The 18,035-nt window shown below is 49.0% G+C and carries 10 protein-coding genes; 8 read left to right on the forward strand and 2 right to left on the reverse strand.

The features are described from left to right. Positions 1-337 precede the first annotated feature (337 nt). From QUW60_RS06195 to mutS, 6 genes are all read left to right on the forward strand, one after another. The gene (locus QUW60_RS06195) at positions 338-529 is read left to right on the forward strand and encodes a type II toxin-antitoxin system HicB family antitoxin (protein WP_258337374.1); all 192 of its coding nucleotides are present in this window, start codon (positions 338-340) and stop codon (positions 527-529) included. A gap of 171 nt (positions 530-700) precedes the next feature. After that, positions 701-1,519, forward strand: a complete 819-nt coding sequence (locus QUW60_RS06200) for a UDP-2,3-diacylglucosamine diphosphatase (protein WP_258337267.1) — start codon at positions 701-703, stop codon at positions 1,517-1,519. Then, a complete protein-coding gene (locus QUW60_RS06205; RefSeq protein ID WP_258337268.1) occupies positions 1,516-2,634 on the forward strand; it encodes a glycosyltransferase family protein in 1,119 nt (372 codons plus the stop codon). Before QUW60_RS06200 ends, QUW60_RS06205 begins: the two co-directional genes overlap by 4 nt. A 71-nt stretch (positions 2,635-2,705) precedes the next feature. Then, on the forward strand, positions 2,706-4,775 hold the full coding sequence (locus QUW60_RS06210; protein ID WP_258337269.1) for an RNA degradosome polyphosphate kinase: 2,070 nt from the start codon (positions 2,706-2,708) through the stop codon (positions 4,773-4,775). Positions 4,776-4,781: 6 nt separating this feature from the next. Beyond that, positions 4,782-5,729, forward strand: coding sequence for a Ppx/GppA phosphatase family protein (locus QUW60_RS06215; RefSeq protein ID WP_258337270.1), 948 nt, complete (start codon positions 4,782-4,784; stop codon positions 5,727-5,729). A gap of 333 nt (positions 5,730-6,062) precedes the next feature. Further along, the gene (mutS, locus tag QUW60_RS06220) at positions 6,063-8,663 is read left to right on the forward strand and encodes a DNA mismatch repair protein MutS (RefSeq protein ID WP_258337375.1); all 2,601 of its coding nucleotides are present in this window, start codon (positions 6,063-6,065) and stop codon (positions 8,661-8,663) included. A 33-nt stretch (positions 8,664-8,696) separates the two neighbouring features. Here mutS and QUW60_RS06225 read toward each other — a convergent pair whose 3' ends face one another. Next, positions 8,697-12,584: a hybrid sensor histidine kinase/response regulator transcription factor gene (locus QUW60_RS06225; protein WP_289559214.1), complete on the reverse strand. Its 3,888-nt coding sequence runs from the start codon at positions 12,582-12,584 to the stop codon at positions 8,697-8,699. Between the two features lie 141 nt (positions 12,585-12,725). On the opposite strand from QUW60_RS06225, the gene leuS reads away from it, so the two are divergent. Together leuS and QUW60_RS06235 are read left to right on the forward strand one after the other, a co-directional pair. After that, positions 12,726-15,560: a leucine--tRNA ligase gene (gene leuS / locus QUW60_RS06230; protein WP_289559216.1), complete on the forward strand. Its 2,835-nt coding sequence runs from the start codon at positions 12,726-12,728 to the stop codon at positions 15,558-15,560. A 100-nt stretch (positions 15,561-15,660) separates the two neighbouring features. Further along, positions 15,661-16,560, forward strand: coding sequence for a YitT family protein (locus QUW60_RS06235; RefSeq protein WP_258337273.1), 900 nt, complete (start codon positions 15,661-15,663; stop codon positions 16,558-16,560). 46 nt (positions 16,561-16,606) lie between these two features. On the opposite strand, the gene QUW60_RS06240 is transcribed toward QUW60_RS06235, so the two are convergent. Continuing rightward, the gene (locus tag QUW60_RS06240; protein WP_289559219.1) at positions 16,607-18,025 is read right to left on the reverse strand and encodes a TolC family protein; all 1,419 of its coding nucleotides are present in this window, start codon (positions 18,023-18,025) and stop codon (positions 16,607-16,609) included. Positions 18,026-18,035 lie beyond the last annotated feature (10 nt).

The raw sequence follows: 18,035 nt of genomic DNA on the forward strand, positions 1-18,035 counted from the left end.
AGATTCTCCGAAAAGCTTTGCTCTTCGGAGAATCTTATTTTGAGGGCACTCTTGATATGCCTTGTCCGCCGCTGGAAGATAACAGGCAACTTAAAAAAATGAGCCGTCATCTTCATGAAGATAAGCCGTCATCTTGTCCAACTTGTCCCATCATCTTAATCGGTTTTTCCCATCATATTTTTTCAGGTTGTTTTTATTTTCCGAATACGCATGGCAAGAAACTTGTACCTGTAAAAGATTGTTACATAATTCATGCAAAAGTAATCCGAAAGAAACCGTTCTGTAACATAAAACAGCGACTTTTGTGCAAACTAAAATCAAGAGGAGGACACAGACAATGGAAACTATCGGAAACAAATACGTAGTGGAATGCACTTCGGGCGGAGAGTATTATGCTTATCTGTTGAATCACGAACAATGCTGCGCTTTCGGGGAAACGGCAGAAGAGGCCATTGAAAACCTTGAAGAGGCCGCCGAAGAGTTCTTCAGCGAAATCAATTCGGTCTTCTACATCGAAGACATCGCGTGAGAGGAAAGCTCTAACACACCAAATAGATAATTGCCAATATTTTTTAGTCATTCGGCCATCTCTGTGCGAACAGCGATGGCTTGTTTTTTGAAATGCCATATTAACTCGGCAGACATATCTCTGTAATATTATCGGGCTATTTTTGTATGTCGTTAAGAGAAAAACATAGATATGGAAGGAAGACCTTATTACCGGACCATTGTAGTTTCGGACATTCATCTGGGTACATCCCATTCGAAGGTAAACCAAATCAGCGATTTCTTAAGAAGGGTTGACTGTGACCGGCTCATCCTGAACGGGGACATCATCGACGGCTGGCATCTGCAGAAGTCGGGCATCGGCAAATGGAAACAGGAGCATACGCACTTCTTCAAGATCATCATGAAGATGATGGAGAAGCACGGGACGGAAATCATTTATGTGAGAGGGAACCACGATGACTTTCTCGACAATCTGGCTCCGCTGCGCCTTGCCAATCTCCATATTGTAAAAGATTATATGCTGGAGAGCAACGGGAAGCATTACTTCGTGACGCATGGGGATGTTTTCGACAAGGTGACGACCGAAATGAAATGGCTCGCCAAGTTGGGCGATATAGGCTACACCCTGCTGCTCTGGCTCAACAGCCTGTATAACAAGTATCGCGTGAAGCGGGGAAAGCCTTACTATTCGCTTTCGCAGGCCATCAAGCAGAAAGTGAAGTCTGCCGTATCTTATATTTCTGACTTTGAGAATGTGCTGGTTGATTTTGCGCGTGCGCGCCAGTGCGAGGGAGTGATTTGCGGGCATATCCATCACCCTGAGAACCGGATGATAAACGGCATCCATTACCTTAATTCGGGCGACTGGGTAGAAACCATGTCGGCTCTGACGGAAGACGTGGACGGAGAATGGAGGGTTGTCTATTATTCAGACCTTGCCGGAGCGGTTCCGCCGGAAGAGGAGAGCGAACAAGAAAATGTATTACCTTTAATATCTATAGCTTCATGAAAGTACTGTTTGTTGTTCAGGGTGAGGGCAGAGGACATCTTACTCAGGCTATAACAATGGAAAAGTTGCTGAAAGGCAACGGGCACGAGGTGGTTGAAGTGCTGGTCGGAAAAAGCGAGTCGAGGCGTCTGCCTGGATTCTTCATCCGTTCCATGCATGCTCCCATCAGGCAGTTTACGAGTCCGAACTTTTTGCCTACGCATGCCAACAAGCGGGCGAATCTCTCCCGGAGTGTGGCGTATAATCTGCTGAAGCTTCCTGAATACTTCGAGAGCATGTGCTATATCCGGCAGCGCATAGAAGAAACCGGTGCGGAGCTGGTCATTAACTTTTATGAGCTGCTGACGGGGCTGACTTATTTCTTTCTCCGTCCCAATGTGCCGCAAATCTGCATCGGCCATCAGTATCTTTTCTTACATAAGGATTTCAAGTTTCCCAAGGCCAACCGTTTCAGCCTTTTTTTCCTGAACCTTTTTACGAAGATGACTTCGCTGGGAGCATCCCACAGGCTGGCTCTTTCGTTCCGTCCGATGGACGAAGACGCAGAAAGGCATATCACGGTTGTTCCCCCTCTGCTGCGTTCGGATGTGTTCCGTCAGGAAAGCAGGCAAGGCGACTATATTCACGGGTATATGGTCAATTCGGGCTTTTCGGAAAGCATTATGAAGTGGCACAAGATTCATCCAGAGATGCCTCTCCGCTTCTTTTGGGATCATTGGGAAGAAGAACCGGTGAAGAAAATAGACGGCACGCTTTCGTTTTACCAGCTTGATGACGTGGAGTTCTTGCGTCAGATGGCGGGATGCAAGGCTTATGCCAGCACGGCGGGGTTCGAGTCAATCTGCGAGGCCATGTATTTGGGGAAGCCGATCATGATGGTTCCGGCCCATATCGAACAGGAATGCAATGCCTTCGATGCAGAACAGAACGGAGCCGGCATCATTGACGGGAACTTCAATCTGGACAATCTGGTTGACTTTGCCGGCAGATTCCGGCCCAACAGAGAGTTCCGCAGATGGGTTGAATCGGCCGAATACATCATTTTGAATGAAATCGAGCGTTTTGCTCCGCAAAATTCTTTGCATCAGATGTATATGGTAGAAGAATTTGTGTAAAAAAGTCTAAAATTCTCTGTTGAAATCATCTTGTAACATAAAATCGTTTATTTTGCAAAAAAAGTGATTTTATGGCACAGAAGAAGAAAGAAAACCCTTATCTGGAAAGGGATATCAGTTGGATGTATTTTAACAGACGTATTTTGCAGGAGGCGTGTCGCCCGCATGTTCCTATTCTGGAACGTATGGCTTTTCTGGGGATCTACTCGAACAATCTTGATGAATTTTTCCGCGTGCGTGTCGCCACACAAAGCCGTATTGCCGAGTGTATGGACCGCTCGGCTGCGGCTGAGAGGGAAAAGGCGAAAAAGCTGCTCAAGCAGATCGGAAAAATAAACTCTCATTACGTAAAGGACTATGAAGAAGCTGTGCATAATGTAACTGCCGACCTGCGCAAAGACAACATTTATCTGGTTTCAGACGCGGAAGTGACTTCCGAGCAGTTGGAATTCATACGCTCGTTCTATAAAGCTAAAATTTACGGATTTCTGATTCCCGTATGGTTCTCGGCAATCAAGCTGCTTGATTATGAAAACGACGAGAATATCTATCTTGCGGTGAAGGCAACGAAAACAGGGGAAAAAGCTGTGTCGGACTATGCCTTCTTGGAGCTTCCGGTAAATATCTGCGGACGCTTTGTGCGTCTTCCGGACAGCGGCGACAAGAGTTATCTGATGTATCTTGATGACGCAATCCGCTGCTGCCTGCCTCTGGTGTTTGAGGGGCTGGGCTTCGACAAGTTCGAAGCGTATGCTTTCAAGTTTACGCGTGACGCAGAAATGGAAATAGACAACGACCTGCGTACGGGTACGCTGCAGAAAATTTCGAAGGGTGTGAAAAGCCGTAAGCGCGGTGAGCCGCTGCGTGTGATTTATGACTCGAATATGCCGAAAGACTTGCTGAAACGGGTATTGAAGAAGCTTGATCTCGACAGCATGGACACGGTAATCAGCAGCGGACGCTATCAGAACCATAAAGACCTGATGAAATTCCCTGACTGCGGACGTCCGCATCTGAAATATCCTTCCTGGCAGCCCATTCTGAAGAAAGAGCTTGACGGGTCGGACAGCCTGCTGCACAAGATTCAGGAGAAGGACCGCTTTATCCATGTGCCTTATCACAGCTTTGATTCATTTATCCGTGTGCTTCAGGAGGCGGCTGTGAGCAAGGAGGTAGAAAGCATCAAGATTACCCTCTACCGCCTGGCCAAGGAGTCGAAGGTGGTGAAGGCTCTTATCGGTGCAGCCCGGAACGGGAAAAAAGTGACCGTATGCATTGAACTGCTGGCACGGTTTGACGAAGCGTCAAATATCAACTGGTCGAAAAAGATGCAGGATGCGGGAATTAAAGTGATTTTTGGTGTGGAAGGCTTGAAAGTGCATTCCAAGATCACGCATATCGGCATGAAGAAGGGGCCGGATATAGCCTGCATCAGCACCGGCAACTTCCATGAGGGCAATGCGCGCATGTATACCGACTGCATGCTGATGACCGCTTATCCGCGGCTGGTAAGGGACGTTGACCATGTATTTGATTTTATCGAACGCCCGTATACTCCCATTAGATTCAAGGAACTGCTGGTTTCTCCCAACGAGATGAAGAACAAGTTTGTGGCGCTCATCAATAATGAAATAAAGAACAAGAAGGCGGGAAAACCGGCTTACATCAAGATAAAGATCAACCATATCACCGACCCGATTATGGTGAACAAGCTGTATGAAGCGTCGCAGGCCGGTGTCGACATTGATCTGGTGCTCCGTGGCAACTGCTCGCTGGTGACTGGAATTCCCGGAATCAGCTCCAACATCAGAATTCACGGAATTATTGACCGTTATTTGGAACATTCACGTATCTTTGTATTTGCCAACGGCGGTGAGGAGAAGGTGTTTATCGGTTCTGCCGACTGGATGCCGCGCAACCTCGACAACCGCATTGAAGTGATCACTCCTGTCTATAATCCGGAAATCAAGGAGGAGATGAAGCTCATCGTTGAATACGGGCTGAAAGACACGATGCAGGGACGCATCGTCGACGGGCACGGAGAAAACAAGTTCTGGGGAGAGGAAGAAGAAGGCGCCCAGCCTTTCCGCTCTCAAGAAGCACTTTACAATCATTATGTGGCAGAGAACATGAATGACTAAATAATTATGGATTTGAAAGACAAATTTGAAAGCTACGGCTTCAACTATGCTGCAATTGACATCGGTTCGAACGCGGTCCGTCTGCTCATCAAGCATGTGGAGGAAGACCGGAACGGAAAGGCGACTTTCTCGAAAGTGCTTCTTTTGCGCGTGCCTCTCCGTTTGGGATTTGATGTGTTTGCCATGGGGAAGCTCTCCGAACGGAAAGAGAAAGACATGATCCGGCTGATGGACGCTTTCCAGAATCTTATGAAAATTTACGATGTGGAGGATTATCGTGCCTGCGCCACTTCGGCCATGCGTGATGCCAAGAACGGAAAGGCAATCATCAAGCGCATCAAGAAGAAAACGGGCATCAACATCGAAATCATTGACGGACAGGAAGAAGCGAAGATGGTCTACAATAACCACATCGAATGCATGGAAGACCGGAACGGAAACTATATGTATGTGGATGTGGGCGGCGGAAGCACCGAAATCAACTTGCTTTCTCAGGGAGAACTGGTGTGCAGCCGTTCGTATAACATCGGCACGGTAAGAATCCTGAACAAGGCGGTGAAATCCAGCGAATGGGAACGCCTGAAAACCGACATGGCTGACATTGCCAAATCATATCCCGGAACAAACATTATCGGTTCGGGAGGAAATATCAACAAGATTTACCGTCTGGTTGAAAAGAAAGACAAGAAAGAGCAGAAAATGCCGGTTGAGGCGCTCCACGAGCTGCACGACAGTCTGAAGGTGCTCTCGGTGGAAGAACGTATGGAGAAATACCAGTTGAAGCCCGACCGTGCGGATGTTATCGTGCCGGCAGGGGAAATATTCACGACCATTGCCGACATTATCCATGCCAACTATGTATACGTGCCGGTAATCGGTTTGTCTGACGGCATCATCGACGGACTGTATGCGCACCATCTGGAAGAGGAAAAGGCTGCGTTGGGCGGCAACTGAATGCGTGTGGTCTTCCCGTACCAAACCTTTTCTGAAAGGATAAAATCTCTTGCTCCAGGCTAAAGATACATATCTCCAGCCTGGAGATACATATTTTTAACCTGAAGATGCATATCTTTAGGCTGAAGACAGAAATGCCGACCACATTTCTGTCTTTTTGTATCCGGAACTTCCGGAGTGTTCTGCCCGGCGCATCCTCCTTTTTCGTATGCCCGAGAATTTCGCCGTATCATAAAATCACGTATCTTTGCAGGAGTTTTTCATTTACGTCGAACACAACAAAAAAGAAAGGGAAACATTGTGGCTAAAGATAATGAAGTGGTATTGACCCCGATGATGAAGCAGTACTTTGAACTGAAGGCGAAGCACCCGGACGCGATTATGCTGTTCCGGTGCGGTGACTTTTATGAAACTTATTCGGAGGATGCTGTGACTGCTGCCGATATTTTGGGAATCACGCTGACCCGGCGCGCCAACGGACAAAGCAAGACTGTAGAAATGGCGGGTTTTCCTTACCATGCGCTCGACACTTACCTGCCCAAGCTGATACGTGCAGGCAGGCGTGTGGCTATCTGTGACCAGCTGGAGGATCCGAAAACGACGAAAAAGCTGGTGAAGCGGGGCATCACGGAGCTGGTGACACCGGGAGTAGCCATCAATGACAATGTGCTTTCTTATAAAGAGAACAACTTTCTGGCAGCCATACACTTCGGGAAAACCGCTTGTGGTGTGGCTTTTCTAGACATCTCGACCGGAGAGTTTCTCACGGCGGAAGGTCCTGCGGACCATATAGACAAGCTGCTGAACAATTTCGCTCCGAAGGAAGTGCTTTTTGAACGCGGAAAGAAGCCGATGTTCGAAGGAAACTTCGGCAACAAATTCTTCACCTTCGAGCTTGAAGACTGGGTGTTTACCGAAAACTTCGGGAGAGAAAAGCTGCTGAAGCATTTCGACACCAAGAACCTCAAAGGGTTCGGTATCGAGAATCTTCATAACGGCATCGTGGCTTCGGGAGCTATCCTTCAGTATCTGGAGATGACGCAGCATTTCCAGATTGACCATATCACTTCGATCACGCGCATCGAAGAGGAGCGGTACGTGCGTCTTGACAAGTTTACGGTGAGAAGCTTGGAGCTTGTAGGAAGCATGAATGACGAAGGAACCAGCCTGCTCGACATTATCGACCGTACGGTCAGTCCGATGGGCGCGCGTATGCTGAAGCGCTGGGTGCTGTTCCCTTTGAAGGAGATACGGCCGATAAACGAGAGGCTGGATGTGGTGGAGTATTTTTTCCGAGAACCGGATTTCAAGGATTTTGTTGAGGAAAAGCTGCATCTGATCGGCGATTTGGAACGCATCATCTCGAAGGCGGCGGTAGGACGCATTTCGCCGAGGGAGGTGGTGCAGCTGAAAGTGGCTTTGCAGGCAATCGAACCGATCAAGAATGCATGTCTGAATGCGGACAACGAGAGCCTGCGGCGCATCGGCGAACAGCTGCAGCCCTGCGCTGAGCTGCGCGACCGGATTGCCAGAGAGATAAAGAACGATCCGCCGCTGCTCATCAATAAAGGCGGAGTGATTGCGGATAACGTGAACGGAGAGCTTGATGAACTGCGCAAGATTGCTTATTCGGGAAAAGACTATCTGCTTCAGATACAGCAGCGGGAGATCGAACAGACAGGCATTCCCAGCCTGAAGATCGCCTATAACAATGTGTTCGGCTATTATATTGAAGTAAGGAATACCCACAAGGATAAGGTTCCTTCCGACTGGATCCGCAAGCAGACGCTGGTCAATGCGGAGCGTTACATCACGCAGGAACTGAAGGAGTATGAAGAAAAGATTCTGACAGCGGAAGAAAAGATTCTGATTCTGGAAACCCGCCTGTATAATGAACTGGTGGCCGGACTGACCGAATACATTCCTTCCATCAAGGTCGACGCATCGCATATTGCGCGGCTGGATTGCCTGCTTGCATTTGCCGGCGTGGCGAAGGAGAACAGATACATCCGCCCGGTAGTGGCTGACGATGACATTCTTGATATCAGACAGGGACGCCATCCGGTCATTGAGAAGCAGTTGCCTTTGGGAGAGAAATACATAGCCAATGATGTTTATCTGGATACGGAGAAACAGCAGATCATCATTATTACCGGACCGAATATGGCCGGAAAGTCGGCTTTGCTCCGGCAGACCGCATTGATCACGCTGATGGCTCAGATCGGATGCTTTGTGCCGGCGGAAAGCGCGCATGTGGGGCTGGTCGACAAGGTCTTTACACGTGTGGGAGCAAGCGACAACATCTCTGTCGGCGAGTCAACCTTTATGGTTGAGATGAACGAGGCTGCCAATATCCTGAACAACCTTTCTCCCCGCAGCCTGGTGCTTTTTGACGAACTGGGGCGAGGAACTTCCACTTATGACGGCATCTCGATCGCGTGGGCGATTGTGGAGCATATCCACGAGCACAAGCGCGCCCGTGCCCGCACGCTTTTCGCTACGCACTATCATGAGCTGAACGATATGGAGGCTAAGTTCTCGCGTATAAAGAACTACAATGTTTCGGTGAAGGAAGTGGACAACAAGGTAATTTTTCTCCGCAAACTGGAACGGGGAGGCAGCGAGCATTCCTTTGGTATTCATGTGGCGAAGATGGCCGGCATGCCCAAGTCTATCGTGAAGCGGGCGGAAGAGATTCTGTGCCAGTTGGAAAAAGAGAACCGTCAGGAGGGTATTGCTTCCAGATCGGTTGCAGCGGCGGCGGCATCACGTCCGAAACCCGGAGAAGGAGTGCAGTTGAACTTTTTCCAGCTTGATGACCCTGTATTGTGCCAGATACGTGACGAGATTCTGAATCTGGACGTCGACAATCTGACTCCGCTGGAGGCTCTGAACAAGCTGAACGACATAAAGAAAATCGTGAGGGGAAAATAGTTCTTCGCAACCCTTCCTGCGGCAGCCGTTTGTCTATGATTCTGCGGTGTATTGTCTGGGTGTTTTGCCGAAAGCAGCCTGGAAGCATTTCGAGAAGTAAGACGGGTTGGAGTATCCTACCATATACATGACTTCCGCGATGCTGAACTTCTTTTGTTTGAGCAGCATGGCAGCTTTTTTCATCCGGATGGACTTGATGTATTCTACGGGACTCATGCCTGTGAGCTGTTTCAGTTTGCGGTAAATCTGTTTGCTTCCCATCCCGGACAGTTCGCAGAGCGAGTTTACGTTCAGGTCTGAATCCGAAATATGGTCTTCAATGAGCTGGGTGATGCCGGCCAGAAATTTTTCGTCCTGCGAAGCGATGTTGTCCGGTTCCTTGGGAGTGGACAGGCTGTCAACTCTCGCTTTGGTTTCATAGGCTGCTTTGTTGTCAAGAAGCTGTGCCACCTTGTATAAGAGCAGCTCAGCGTCAAAGGGTTTGGAGATGAAGGCATCTATTTTTGATTGCAGGCTTTCCCGCCGCGTTTCCCTGTCGTCTTTGGCCGTAAGCAGAATGATGGGGATGGTGGACGTGTTTATGTTCTTTTTCAGGATGTCGCTCATTTCGATTCCGTCCATAACCGGCATCATAAAGTCTGAGATAATGAGGTCGGGCATGTGGCTTCCAACGCTCGACAACGCTTCTTTTCCGTCCGATGCGTACAGGCAGTTGTAGTGACCTGTCAGGATATTTCCTATCATATCCCTCATCTCGGCATTGTCGTCAACGACCAGAACGGTTTGTTTGTCCTCATCTTCCGTATTCTCAGCTTCTTCCGGCTGAAGGTTGATTGTCCGGTCGGCGGGAAAAGACAGGGTAAACGACGTTCCTTTGCCGTCATCAGAAGTCACGGAAACAGCTCCATGGTGCATTTCTGTATAGGTCTTGACCAGATATAGCCCGATGCCTGTGCCTTCCTTGACGTGCTTGGTGCGTGACGACTGGAAGAATCGCTGGAAGATGTAAGGGAGTTCGTTTTGTGGAATGCCGATTCCGGTATCTGAAATGGTTATGGATACTGTTTCCCGTTCTTCGTCATAATGGATGGCGACTGATACGCTTCCTTCTTCCGGCGTGTATTTGTTTGCGTTTGACAGCAGGTTATTGATGATCGAGTCAAACTTGACAGCATCCATGTCCATATAAAGCTTGTCCGTGTCGCTGGTGAATTTCCATTCGTGCTTGTGCGTTACGTCAGCTTCGGCAAATCCCATGTATATGCTTCTGACGCGTGAAACCAGTTCGATTCGTGAAGTTATCAGAAACGAATCCTCCTTGCTGTCGATGCGGTTGAAGTCAAGCAGCTTATGAATCATTGCATTGAGTGACATGGCGTTCCGGTATACGCTTTCCAGCATGGCCTTTTGCCTGGAGTCTTTGGTGTCTATGATCAGCTTGCTTACCGGTGCGATAATCATGCTTACCGGATTTTTCAGATCATGCGAGATGTTTGAAAGAAAGTTGATTTTTCTTCGCGACTGTTCCAGTATCTGTCTTTTTTCGATGCGTTCCAGCCGAAGCCGGTTCTTGACAATGAAAAAATTGATGATCCATGCAATAAGCGCGCTTGCCAGCATGAAGTAGCATATTTTTGCCCAAAGAGTATAGTACCATGGCGGGAGGATGTTGACAGTCAGAAGATTGTCTGTTTCTTTTCCGCTTTCCATGTCTTTCACCGACAGTTGGTATTTTCCGTATGGCAGGTTGTTGTATACGATTCGGTTTGAATGTCCGTTTTCCAGGTGCCATTTGCTGTCGAGCCCTTTCAGTCTGTATGCAAACATTTTTCTTTCCGTTTGCGAATAGGGAAGGTCGGAAAACTCCAGGATCAGGTTGTTTTCCGTATGTTTCAGGCTGACTGTTTCACTGTAGCGGATGCTCTTTTCTGTCTTGAACGGATGGTTGTTTACGTAAATGCCGGTCAGGCGCACGGTTGTGGGCATCTGTTCGGGTTCGTTGACTATCGACTGGCTGCAAATGCCTATTCCGTCGTTTCCTCCGAGAATCACCCGGCGGTTGGTCTTGTCATAGTAAAGACAGGAAAACGGGCGGTCGGCAATGCGCAGCCGGGTAGCCTTGCACTCGCTTTTGCATATAGTCCAGAGCCCTTTGGAGGTTGAAATCCAGATAGCGTTTTCCACCTCTGTCATCGACAGTATTCCGCAGTCGTGTGATTCTTCAAGAGGGATGAGGTCTGTGTGCTCCGTGGCCGGGTCGATACGGAGTATCTGATTGTGGCATCCTATCCATACCAAGCCCTCTGAATCGGTCATGAGAAAGTCTGGCTGTGTCCCTGAAAGCGAGTCGGGGAGGTTGAATGTAGAGATGGCATTTGTTTCAGGGTTCAGTTTCTGGATCCCGTTATTGTAGAGCATGAGCCAGATATTTCCGGTTTTGTCTTGCACGATCTGGTTCACGAACATGCTTTTCAGTCCGTCGGCCGATGTATAGTTCTTGTCTGCGATAAGATAGTTGGAGCGCGATTCTTTCAGTTTCTTCATGCTGATGCGGAAGATTCCCCCGAGGCAGGTACTTATCCAAAGGTTTTTCTGCTTGTCTTCAAACAGATAGTATGCCCAGTTTGCGTTGTAGGTATGGGTGCTGTCGGTTATGAAATAATGCACGAACTGTCTGGTCTGTTTGTCGTATCTTTCAATGCTTCCGTCCGTAGCTATCCACACATCTCCGTCGTTGTCTTCATAGATATGCCGGATGCGGTTGTGCGCCAGAGGGAGTGAGGTGTTTACCTTGAACCAACGGACTTGCGGTTTCTCTTCGTCCAGGCTTGTCAGTTGCAGCAGTCCGTCCGTACCTCCTGCCCAGTAGGTTCCTTTCGAATCATGCAAGATTGAGTAAAACTGGTTTCCCTCTCCGCTGTCGGTCAGTTGCCAGATCGGCATGAAGCGGTAGTGTCTGGAGTTTTTTGCCAGCGATACTCCATTGTCGGTCCCGATCCATACGTTGGCGTTTGCATCAGCAAACAGACTCCATACGATGTTGTTTGGCAGGGAGGCTGTATTTCTGGAATCATGGCGGAGGTGGGTGATTTGCCGTGTGGATTTGTCGAAAATATACATTCCATTGTCTGTTCCGAGCAAAAGATTCTTTTCCGTGTCGAAGGCCAGCGATTTGATAGAGTTCCGGTGAAACGATTCGATTCGTTCCGTTTTTCCGTCCGGCTTATACTTCATCAGTTCACCTTCGGTTCCTATCCAGATACACCGCTCTTCCTTGTCTTCCAGCAGAGCGTTGATGAAAAGGTTCTTGTGTTCGTTGGGATTTTGGATGTTTATCTGTTTGAAGTCATTCTTTTCTTCGTTGAAGCTGCACAACCCGTTGTAGGTGCCTACATAGAGCGTACTGTCTGATGATAGCAGCAGTGAATAGATGGTGGGGTGCGGAAGATTGCTGTTGCGGGGAGTGAACTGGCGGAGGCGTTTTGTGTTCAGGTCATAAAGAAACAAGCCGCTGAACGTGCCTATCCAGAGCCGGTCTTCCTGGCGGGCAATGCTGCGCACATCGGCAGGGAAAGAAACCGGTGCGGGCAGATAATGGTCTGTTTTATAATTGTATATCAAGATGCCGTTGTCTGTTCCGAGATAGAAACAGTCGCCGATGCATATGCCGCAGTAGATGCGCACGTTGTTTTCCGTTCCGTACTCAAAATGGGCGTGGGCGGTGTATCCGTCGTAGCTGAGCAGGCCTGCGTTTGAGCCAAACCATATCAGGCCGCTGGGATCTTGCAGGAAGCAGCTGGTGATGGACGATTCGGTATCGTTGTGAATCCTTTCAAGTTGCAGGTAAGAAATCTGCTGCCCGAAAGCAGAAAAAAGGCTTTGCAGAATCAGGGTCAGGAGCAGCAGAATATGTTTTTTCATACGGAGTGATTTTGGGTAAATGATACATTAGCAAAGGTAACAAGATTTTTTAATTTGTAAATGCCTATAAACCTGTTAACTTTCATTATCTTTGCACGTCTGATGGGAAATAAATAAAAATCAAATATATAATTACTCGCTATGGAATATAATTTCAGAGAGATTGAGAAGAAATGGCGGCAGAAGTGGGTGGAAAATAAAACCTACAAGGTTGCTGAAGATGAAACAAAGAAAAAATATTATGTGTTGAATATGTTTCCTTACCCTTCGGGTGCAGGACTGCATGTGGGACATCCCTTGGGATACATCGCCAGTGACATTTATGCGCGCTATAAAAGGCTGCAAGGGTTCAATGTGTTGAATCCGATGGGCTATGACGCTTACGGCCTGCCTGCCGAACAGTATGCCATCCAGACCGGACAGCATCCGGCGATCACTACTGTCAACAACATCAACCGCTATCGGGAGCAGCTTGACAAGATCGGCTTTTCGTTCGACTGGGACCGGGAGGTTCGCACATGTGATCCGGAATATTACCACTGGACGCAATGGGCGTTCCAGAAGATGTTCAACAGCTATTACTGCAACCAGGAACGGCAGGCGCGTCCTATAAGCGAACTGGTCAAAGCTTTTGAAACAAGCGGTACCCAAGGGCTGGATGTGGCTTGCAGCGAAGAGCTGGACTTCACGGCAGAAGAATGGAAGGCCAAGTCGGATAAGGAAAAGCAGGAAACGCTGATGAACTATCGCATTGCTTATTTGGGTGAAACGATGGTGAACTGGTGTCCGGCCTTAGGCACGGTGCTTGCCAATGACGAGGTTGTTGACGGTGTGTCGGAACGTGGCGGCCATCCGGTGGTGCAGAAGAAAATGCGCCAGTGGTGCCTGAGAGTTTCGGCGTATGCCCAGCGTTTGCTTGACGGTCTGGACACAATTGACTGGACTGATTCGCTGAAAGAAACGCAGCGCAACTGGATCGGTCGTTCGGAAGGTGCGGAAGTGCGCTTCAAGGTGAAGGACAGTGACATGGAGTTTACCATCTTCACCACTCGTGCCGATACGATGTTTGGCGTAACATTCATGGTGCTGGCACCCGAAAGTGAGCTGGTTTCTCAACTGACTACCGACGGGCAGCGTGCTGAAGTGGAGGCTTACCTTGACCGCACGAAGAAACGTACAGAGCGTGAACGCATTTCTGACCGCCGTGTGACGGGTGTATTCAGCGGTTCGTATGCTGTCAATCCGTTTACGGGTGAAGCTGTGCCTGTCTGGATCAGCGATTACGTATTGGCGGGATACGGTACGGGAGCCATTATGGCGGTTCCGGCTCACGACAGCCGTGACTATGCGTTTGCAAAGCATTTTGGCCTGCCGATTGTTCCTTTGGTGGAAGGATGCGATGTAAGCGAAGAAAGTTTCGATGCGAAAGAAGGCATCGTATGTAATTCTCCGAAAGAAGGCGTTACGCCATATTGTGATCTGAACTTGAACGGACTGACCATCAAGGAAGCGATTGCAGCGACCAAGAAATATGTGAAGGAACATAACCTGGGGCGTGTGAAGGTAAACTACCGTCTGCGTGACGCCATCTTTTCGCGCCAGCGTTATTGGGGCGAACCGTTCCCTGTGTATTATAAGGACGGGATGCCTTATATGATTGACGAAAGCAAGCTGCCGCTGGAATTGCCGGAAGTAGACAAGTTCCTTCCGACAGAAACAGGCGAGCCGCCGTTGGGGCATGCAGCCAAGTGGGCCTGGGATGTAACGAAGGGCGAAGTGGTGGAGAACTCAAAGATTGACAATGTGAATGTGTTCCCGCTCGAACTGAATACCATGCCGGGATTTGCCGGTTCAAGCGCTTATTATCTGCGCTACATGGATCCGCACAACAGCAAGGAGCTGGTTTCTGAGAAGGCTGACCGTTATTGGCAGAACGTGGATTTGTATGTCGGCGGAACAGAACATGCGACGGGACATCTGATTTATTCCCGTTTCTGGAACAAGTTCTTGTATGATTTGGGTGTAAGTGTCAAGGAAGAGCCCTTCCAGAAACTTGTGAACCAGGGCATGATTCAGGGACGAAGCAATTTTGTTTACCGCATCAAGGATACCAATACTTTTGTTTCGCTGGGACTGAAAGATCAGTATGATGTGACTCCGCTGCACGTGGATGTAAACATTGTATCGAACGACGTTCTTGACATTGAAGCCTTCAAAAACTGGCGTCCGGAATACAATACGGCGGAATTCATCCTGGAAGACGGAAAATACATCTGCGGATGGGCCGTTGAGAAGATGAGCAAATCAATGTATAATGTCGTGAATCCGGATATGATTGTAGAAAGATACGGTGCCGATACGTTGCGCATGTATGAGATGTTCCTTGGTCCTGTAGAGCAGTCCAAACCTTGGGACACGAACGGCATCGACGGTGTTCACCGCTTCCTGAAGAAGCTTTGGAACATGTTCTACGACCGTCAGGGCAATTTCATGCCGGCAGAGGGAGAGGCTTCCAAAGAAGAACTGAAATCGATCCATAAGCTGATCAAGAAGGTGACGGCAGATATTGAGGTGTTCTCTTACAATACATCTGTAAGTGCATTCATGATCTGCGTGAACGAACTGACTGCACTGAAGTGCCGCAACAAAGCCGTGTTAAGCGACTTGATTGTGCTTCTGGCTCCGTTTGCTCCTCATCTTGCGGAAGAGTTATGGGAAGCGCTCGGACACGACACAACCGTGTGTGACGCAACGTGGCCGCTGTGCAATGAAGAATATCTGAAGGAAGACTCTGTAAAATATACGGTATCGTTCAACGGAAAGGCTCGTTTCACGATGGAGTTCCCGGTAGATGCAGACAATGATACCATTCAGGCTGCAGTAATGGCCGAAGAACAGTCGCAGAAATGGATTGACGGCAAGACACCGAAGAAGGTGATTATTGTGCCGAAGAAGATTATAAACATCGTATTGTAACCTTTTTATTCACCGTAGAGGGTGCAGAGGGACACAGAGAAAGACGATTGATCTTTGTGCTCTTTGTGTCCTCTGCGGTGATTTTTTTATATCGGTTTTTATGGAATCATCATTGTTAATCAAGAAATTGGGCCGTGAGTCGAAAGACTATCTGGCCATTACGTTCGGTCTGATCTGCTATTCGCTTGGTTGGGCGGCTTTCCTTCTGCCTTATCAGATTACTACCGGGGGAGTGACAGGTATTGCAGCTATCATCTATTATGCCACAGGGATAGAGATCCAGATTTCTTATTTCATCATCAACGCCGTCTTTCTGGGATTTGCCTTGAAGATTCTGGGCCCGAGATTCAGCGTGAAGACTGTGTATGCCATCTTTATGCTGACTTTTCTGCTTTGGTTTTTCCAGATGCTGCTGAAGGACGAAAACGGACATTTGCCGCAACTGCTCGGCCCGAATCAGGACTTCATGGCCTGTGTTATCGGGGCAGGTCTTTTGGGTTTCGGCATAGGCATCGTGTTCTGCAACAACGGTAGCACGGGCGGAACGGATATCATCGCATGGATTATCAACAAGTATAAGGACGTGACGCTGGGCCGGATGATGATGTACTGTGACATTGTCATCATTTCTTCCTGCTATTTCATTTTTCATGACTGGCGCAGGGTGCTGTTTGGCTTCTGTGTGCTGTTTATCATGAGCATTGTGATCGACTACGTTATCAACAGTGCCCGCCAGTCGGTGCAGTTCCTGATCTTTTCGCGCAAATACGAAGAAATCGCTGAAGGAATAGCCACGAAGATTGACCGCGGCGTGACGCTGCTCGACGGGAAAGGATGGTACAGTAAGCAGGAAATCAAAGTGGTGGTGGTGCTGGCTAAGAAAAGCGAGTCAATAGACATTTTCCGTCTGGTGAAGGATATAGACCCGAATGCTTTCGTTTCCCAGAGCAACGTGGTGGGCGTGTACGGCGAAGGGTTTGACAAGCTGAAAGTGAAATAGGGGAGTGTGCCGTGAGCAGAGAGGTTCTCATACAAGTGTCCTATCCTCACGGACCGGACACAGGCAATGTATATGATAATGAAAAGAAAAGTGTGTCCTTAGTTGTTTCCGCCGCTAAGGCATGATAGAGGCTGATGACGCTTTGTATCTCATCGTAGCGGTCGGCTATCAGTGTCAGGCGGGCTGACAGCAGCGACTGGCGCGCGGTAAGAGCTTCCAGGAAGTTTGTTGTTCCGTGTTCCATCAAGAGCTGCGTGTCGTGTACCGTGTTTTGCGGGTGTTTAACCTGTTCGTCGTTCAGGCGTATCCGTTCGCGGGCCGTCTGCCATTGCGACAGGGCGTTGTTCACTTCTTCGCCGGCATCAAGCAGCGACTGCCGGAAGCTGAGCAAGGCTTCTTCTTGCTGAGCCTTTGCTATTTTCAGGTTAGCAATGTTTTCTCCGCGGTTGAAAAGAGGCTGTATCAATGATCCGATGGCCTGCAGAAGCCATCCGCCCGGATTGGTTATGGTTGTCCCTCCATTGTTTGTCCATCCTGCCGCACCGTTTAGCGTGATGCTCGGATAGAAGGCCGCCCGTGCGCTGTTGGTTGTATAGAATGCCTGCTTTAATGCGGCTTCAGCCTGCCGGATGTCCGGACGGTTTGCGAGCAGGTCGAGCGGAACTCCCGTGCTGAGGTTTTGCGGAAACGACTGGCGGCTGAGGCTTCCCCGTTCGATATGCCTTGCTGTTTGTCCCAAGAGGGAAGACAGCGAGTTTTCCGTTTCTTTTATGCTTTGCTGAAGGCTGAGCAGCGAGGCGGCTGCATCGGCACGGCTGGCTTCTGCCTGACTTACGGTCGAGCGGTCGGCCTGTCCGGCTTTCATCAAGGAATAGAGCGTTTGCACGTATTCCTTCCAGTTTTCCACGGTTTCGGCAGTGACATTTGCTTGTTCGTCAAGCATCAGGAGTGTATAGTAGCTTTCGGCTACGGTGGCGATGAGCTGTGTTTGTACGGCTTGCCGGTAGGCATCGCTTTCTTCCAGTGCAGCGCGTGCGTTTCGCTTTGCGTTTGTCAGTTTGCCGAAAAGGTCGGCTTCCCAGCTTGCCGATGCTCCCAGCGTATAGGTTTTGGCCGGTTTGCTTCTCTCAAAACTGCTCAGGCTTCCTTCCGGATCAAGTTGCAAGGAAGGGAGATAGGCGAGTTTGGAAGACATCAGCGAAGCTTGTGCTTCCTTGACTTTCAGGCGGGCTATGTGGAGATCCGTATTCGTCCGGAGTGCCTGGCTTATCAGATCCTGCAGTTGAGGGTCGGCAAAGAGTTCTTTCCATGAGAGTTCTGCCAGCGACGAAGCGGTGTCGGCAGCCAGTTCTTCACGGAACAGGCTGTCGGTTGTGGCTGTAAGATCGGGTTGCTTGTATTTGTTGTAGATGCCGCATCCTTCAAGCAGGCATGTGGCAAATAGGGCAAACAATATCTTTTTCATATGCTTGGTC

It is taken from the genome of Bacteroides gallinaceum (genome assembly GCF_030373775.1).
Classification (GTDB): Bacteria; Bacteroidota; Bacteroidia; order Bacteroidales; family Bacteroidaceae; genus Phocaeicola; species Phocaeicola excrementipullorum.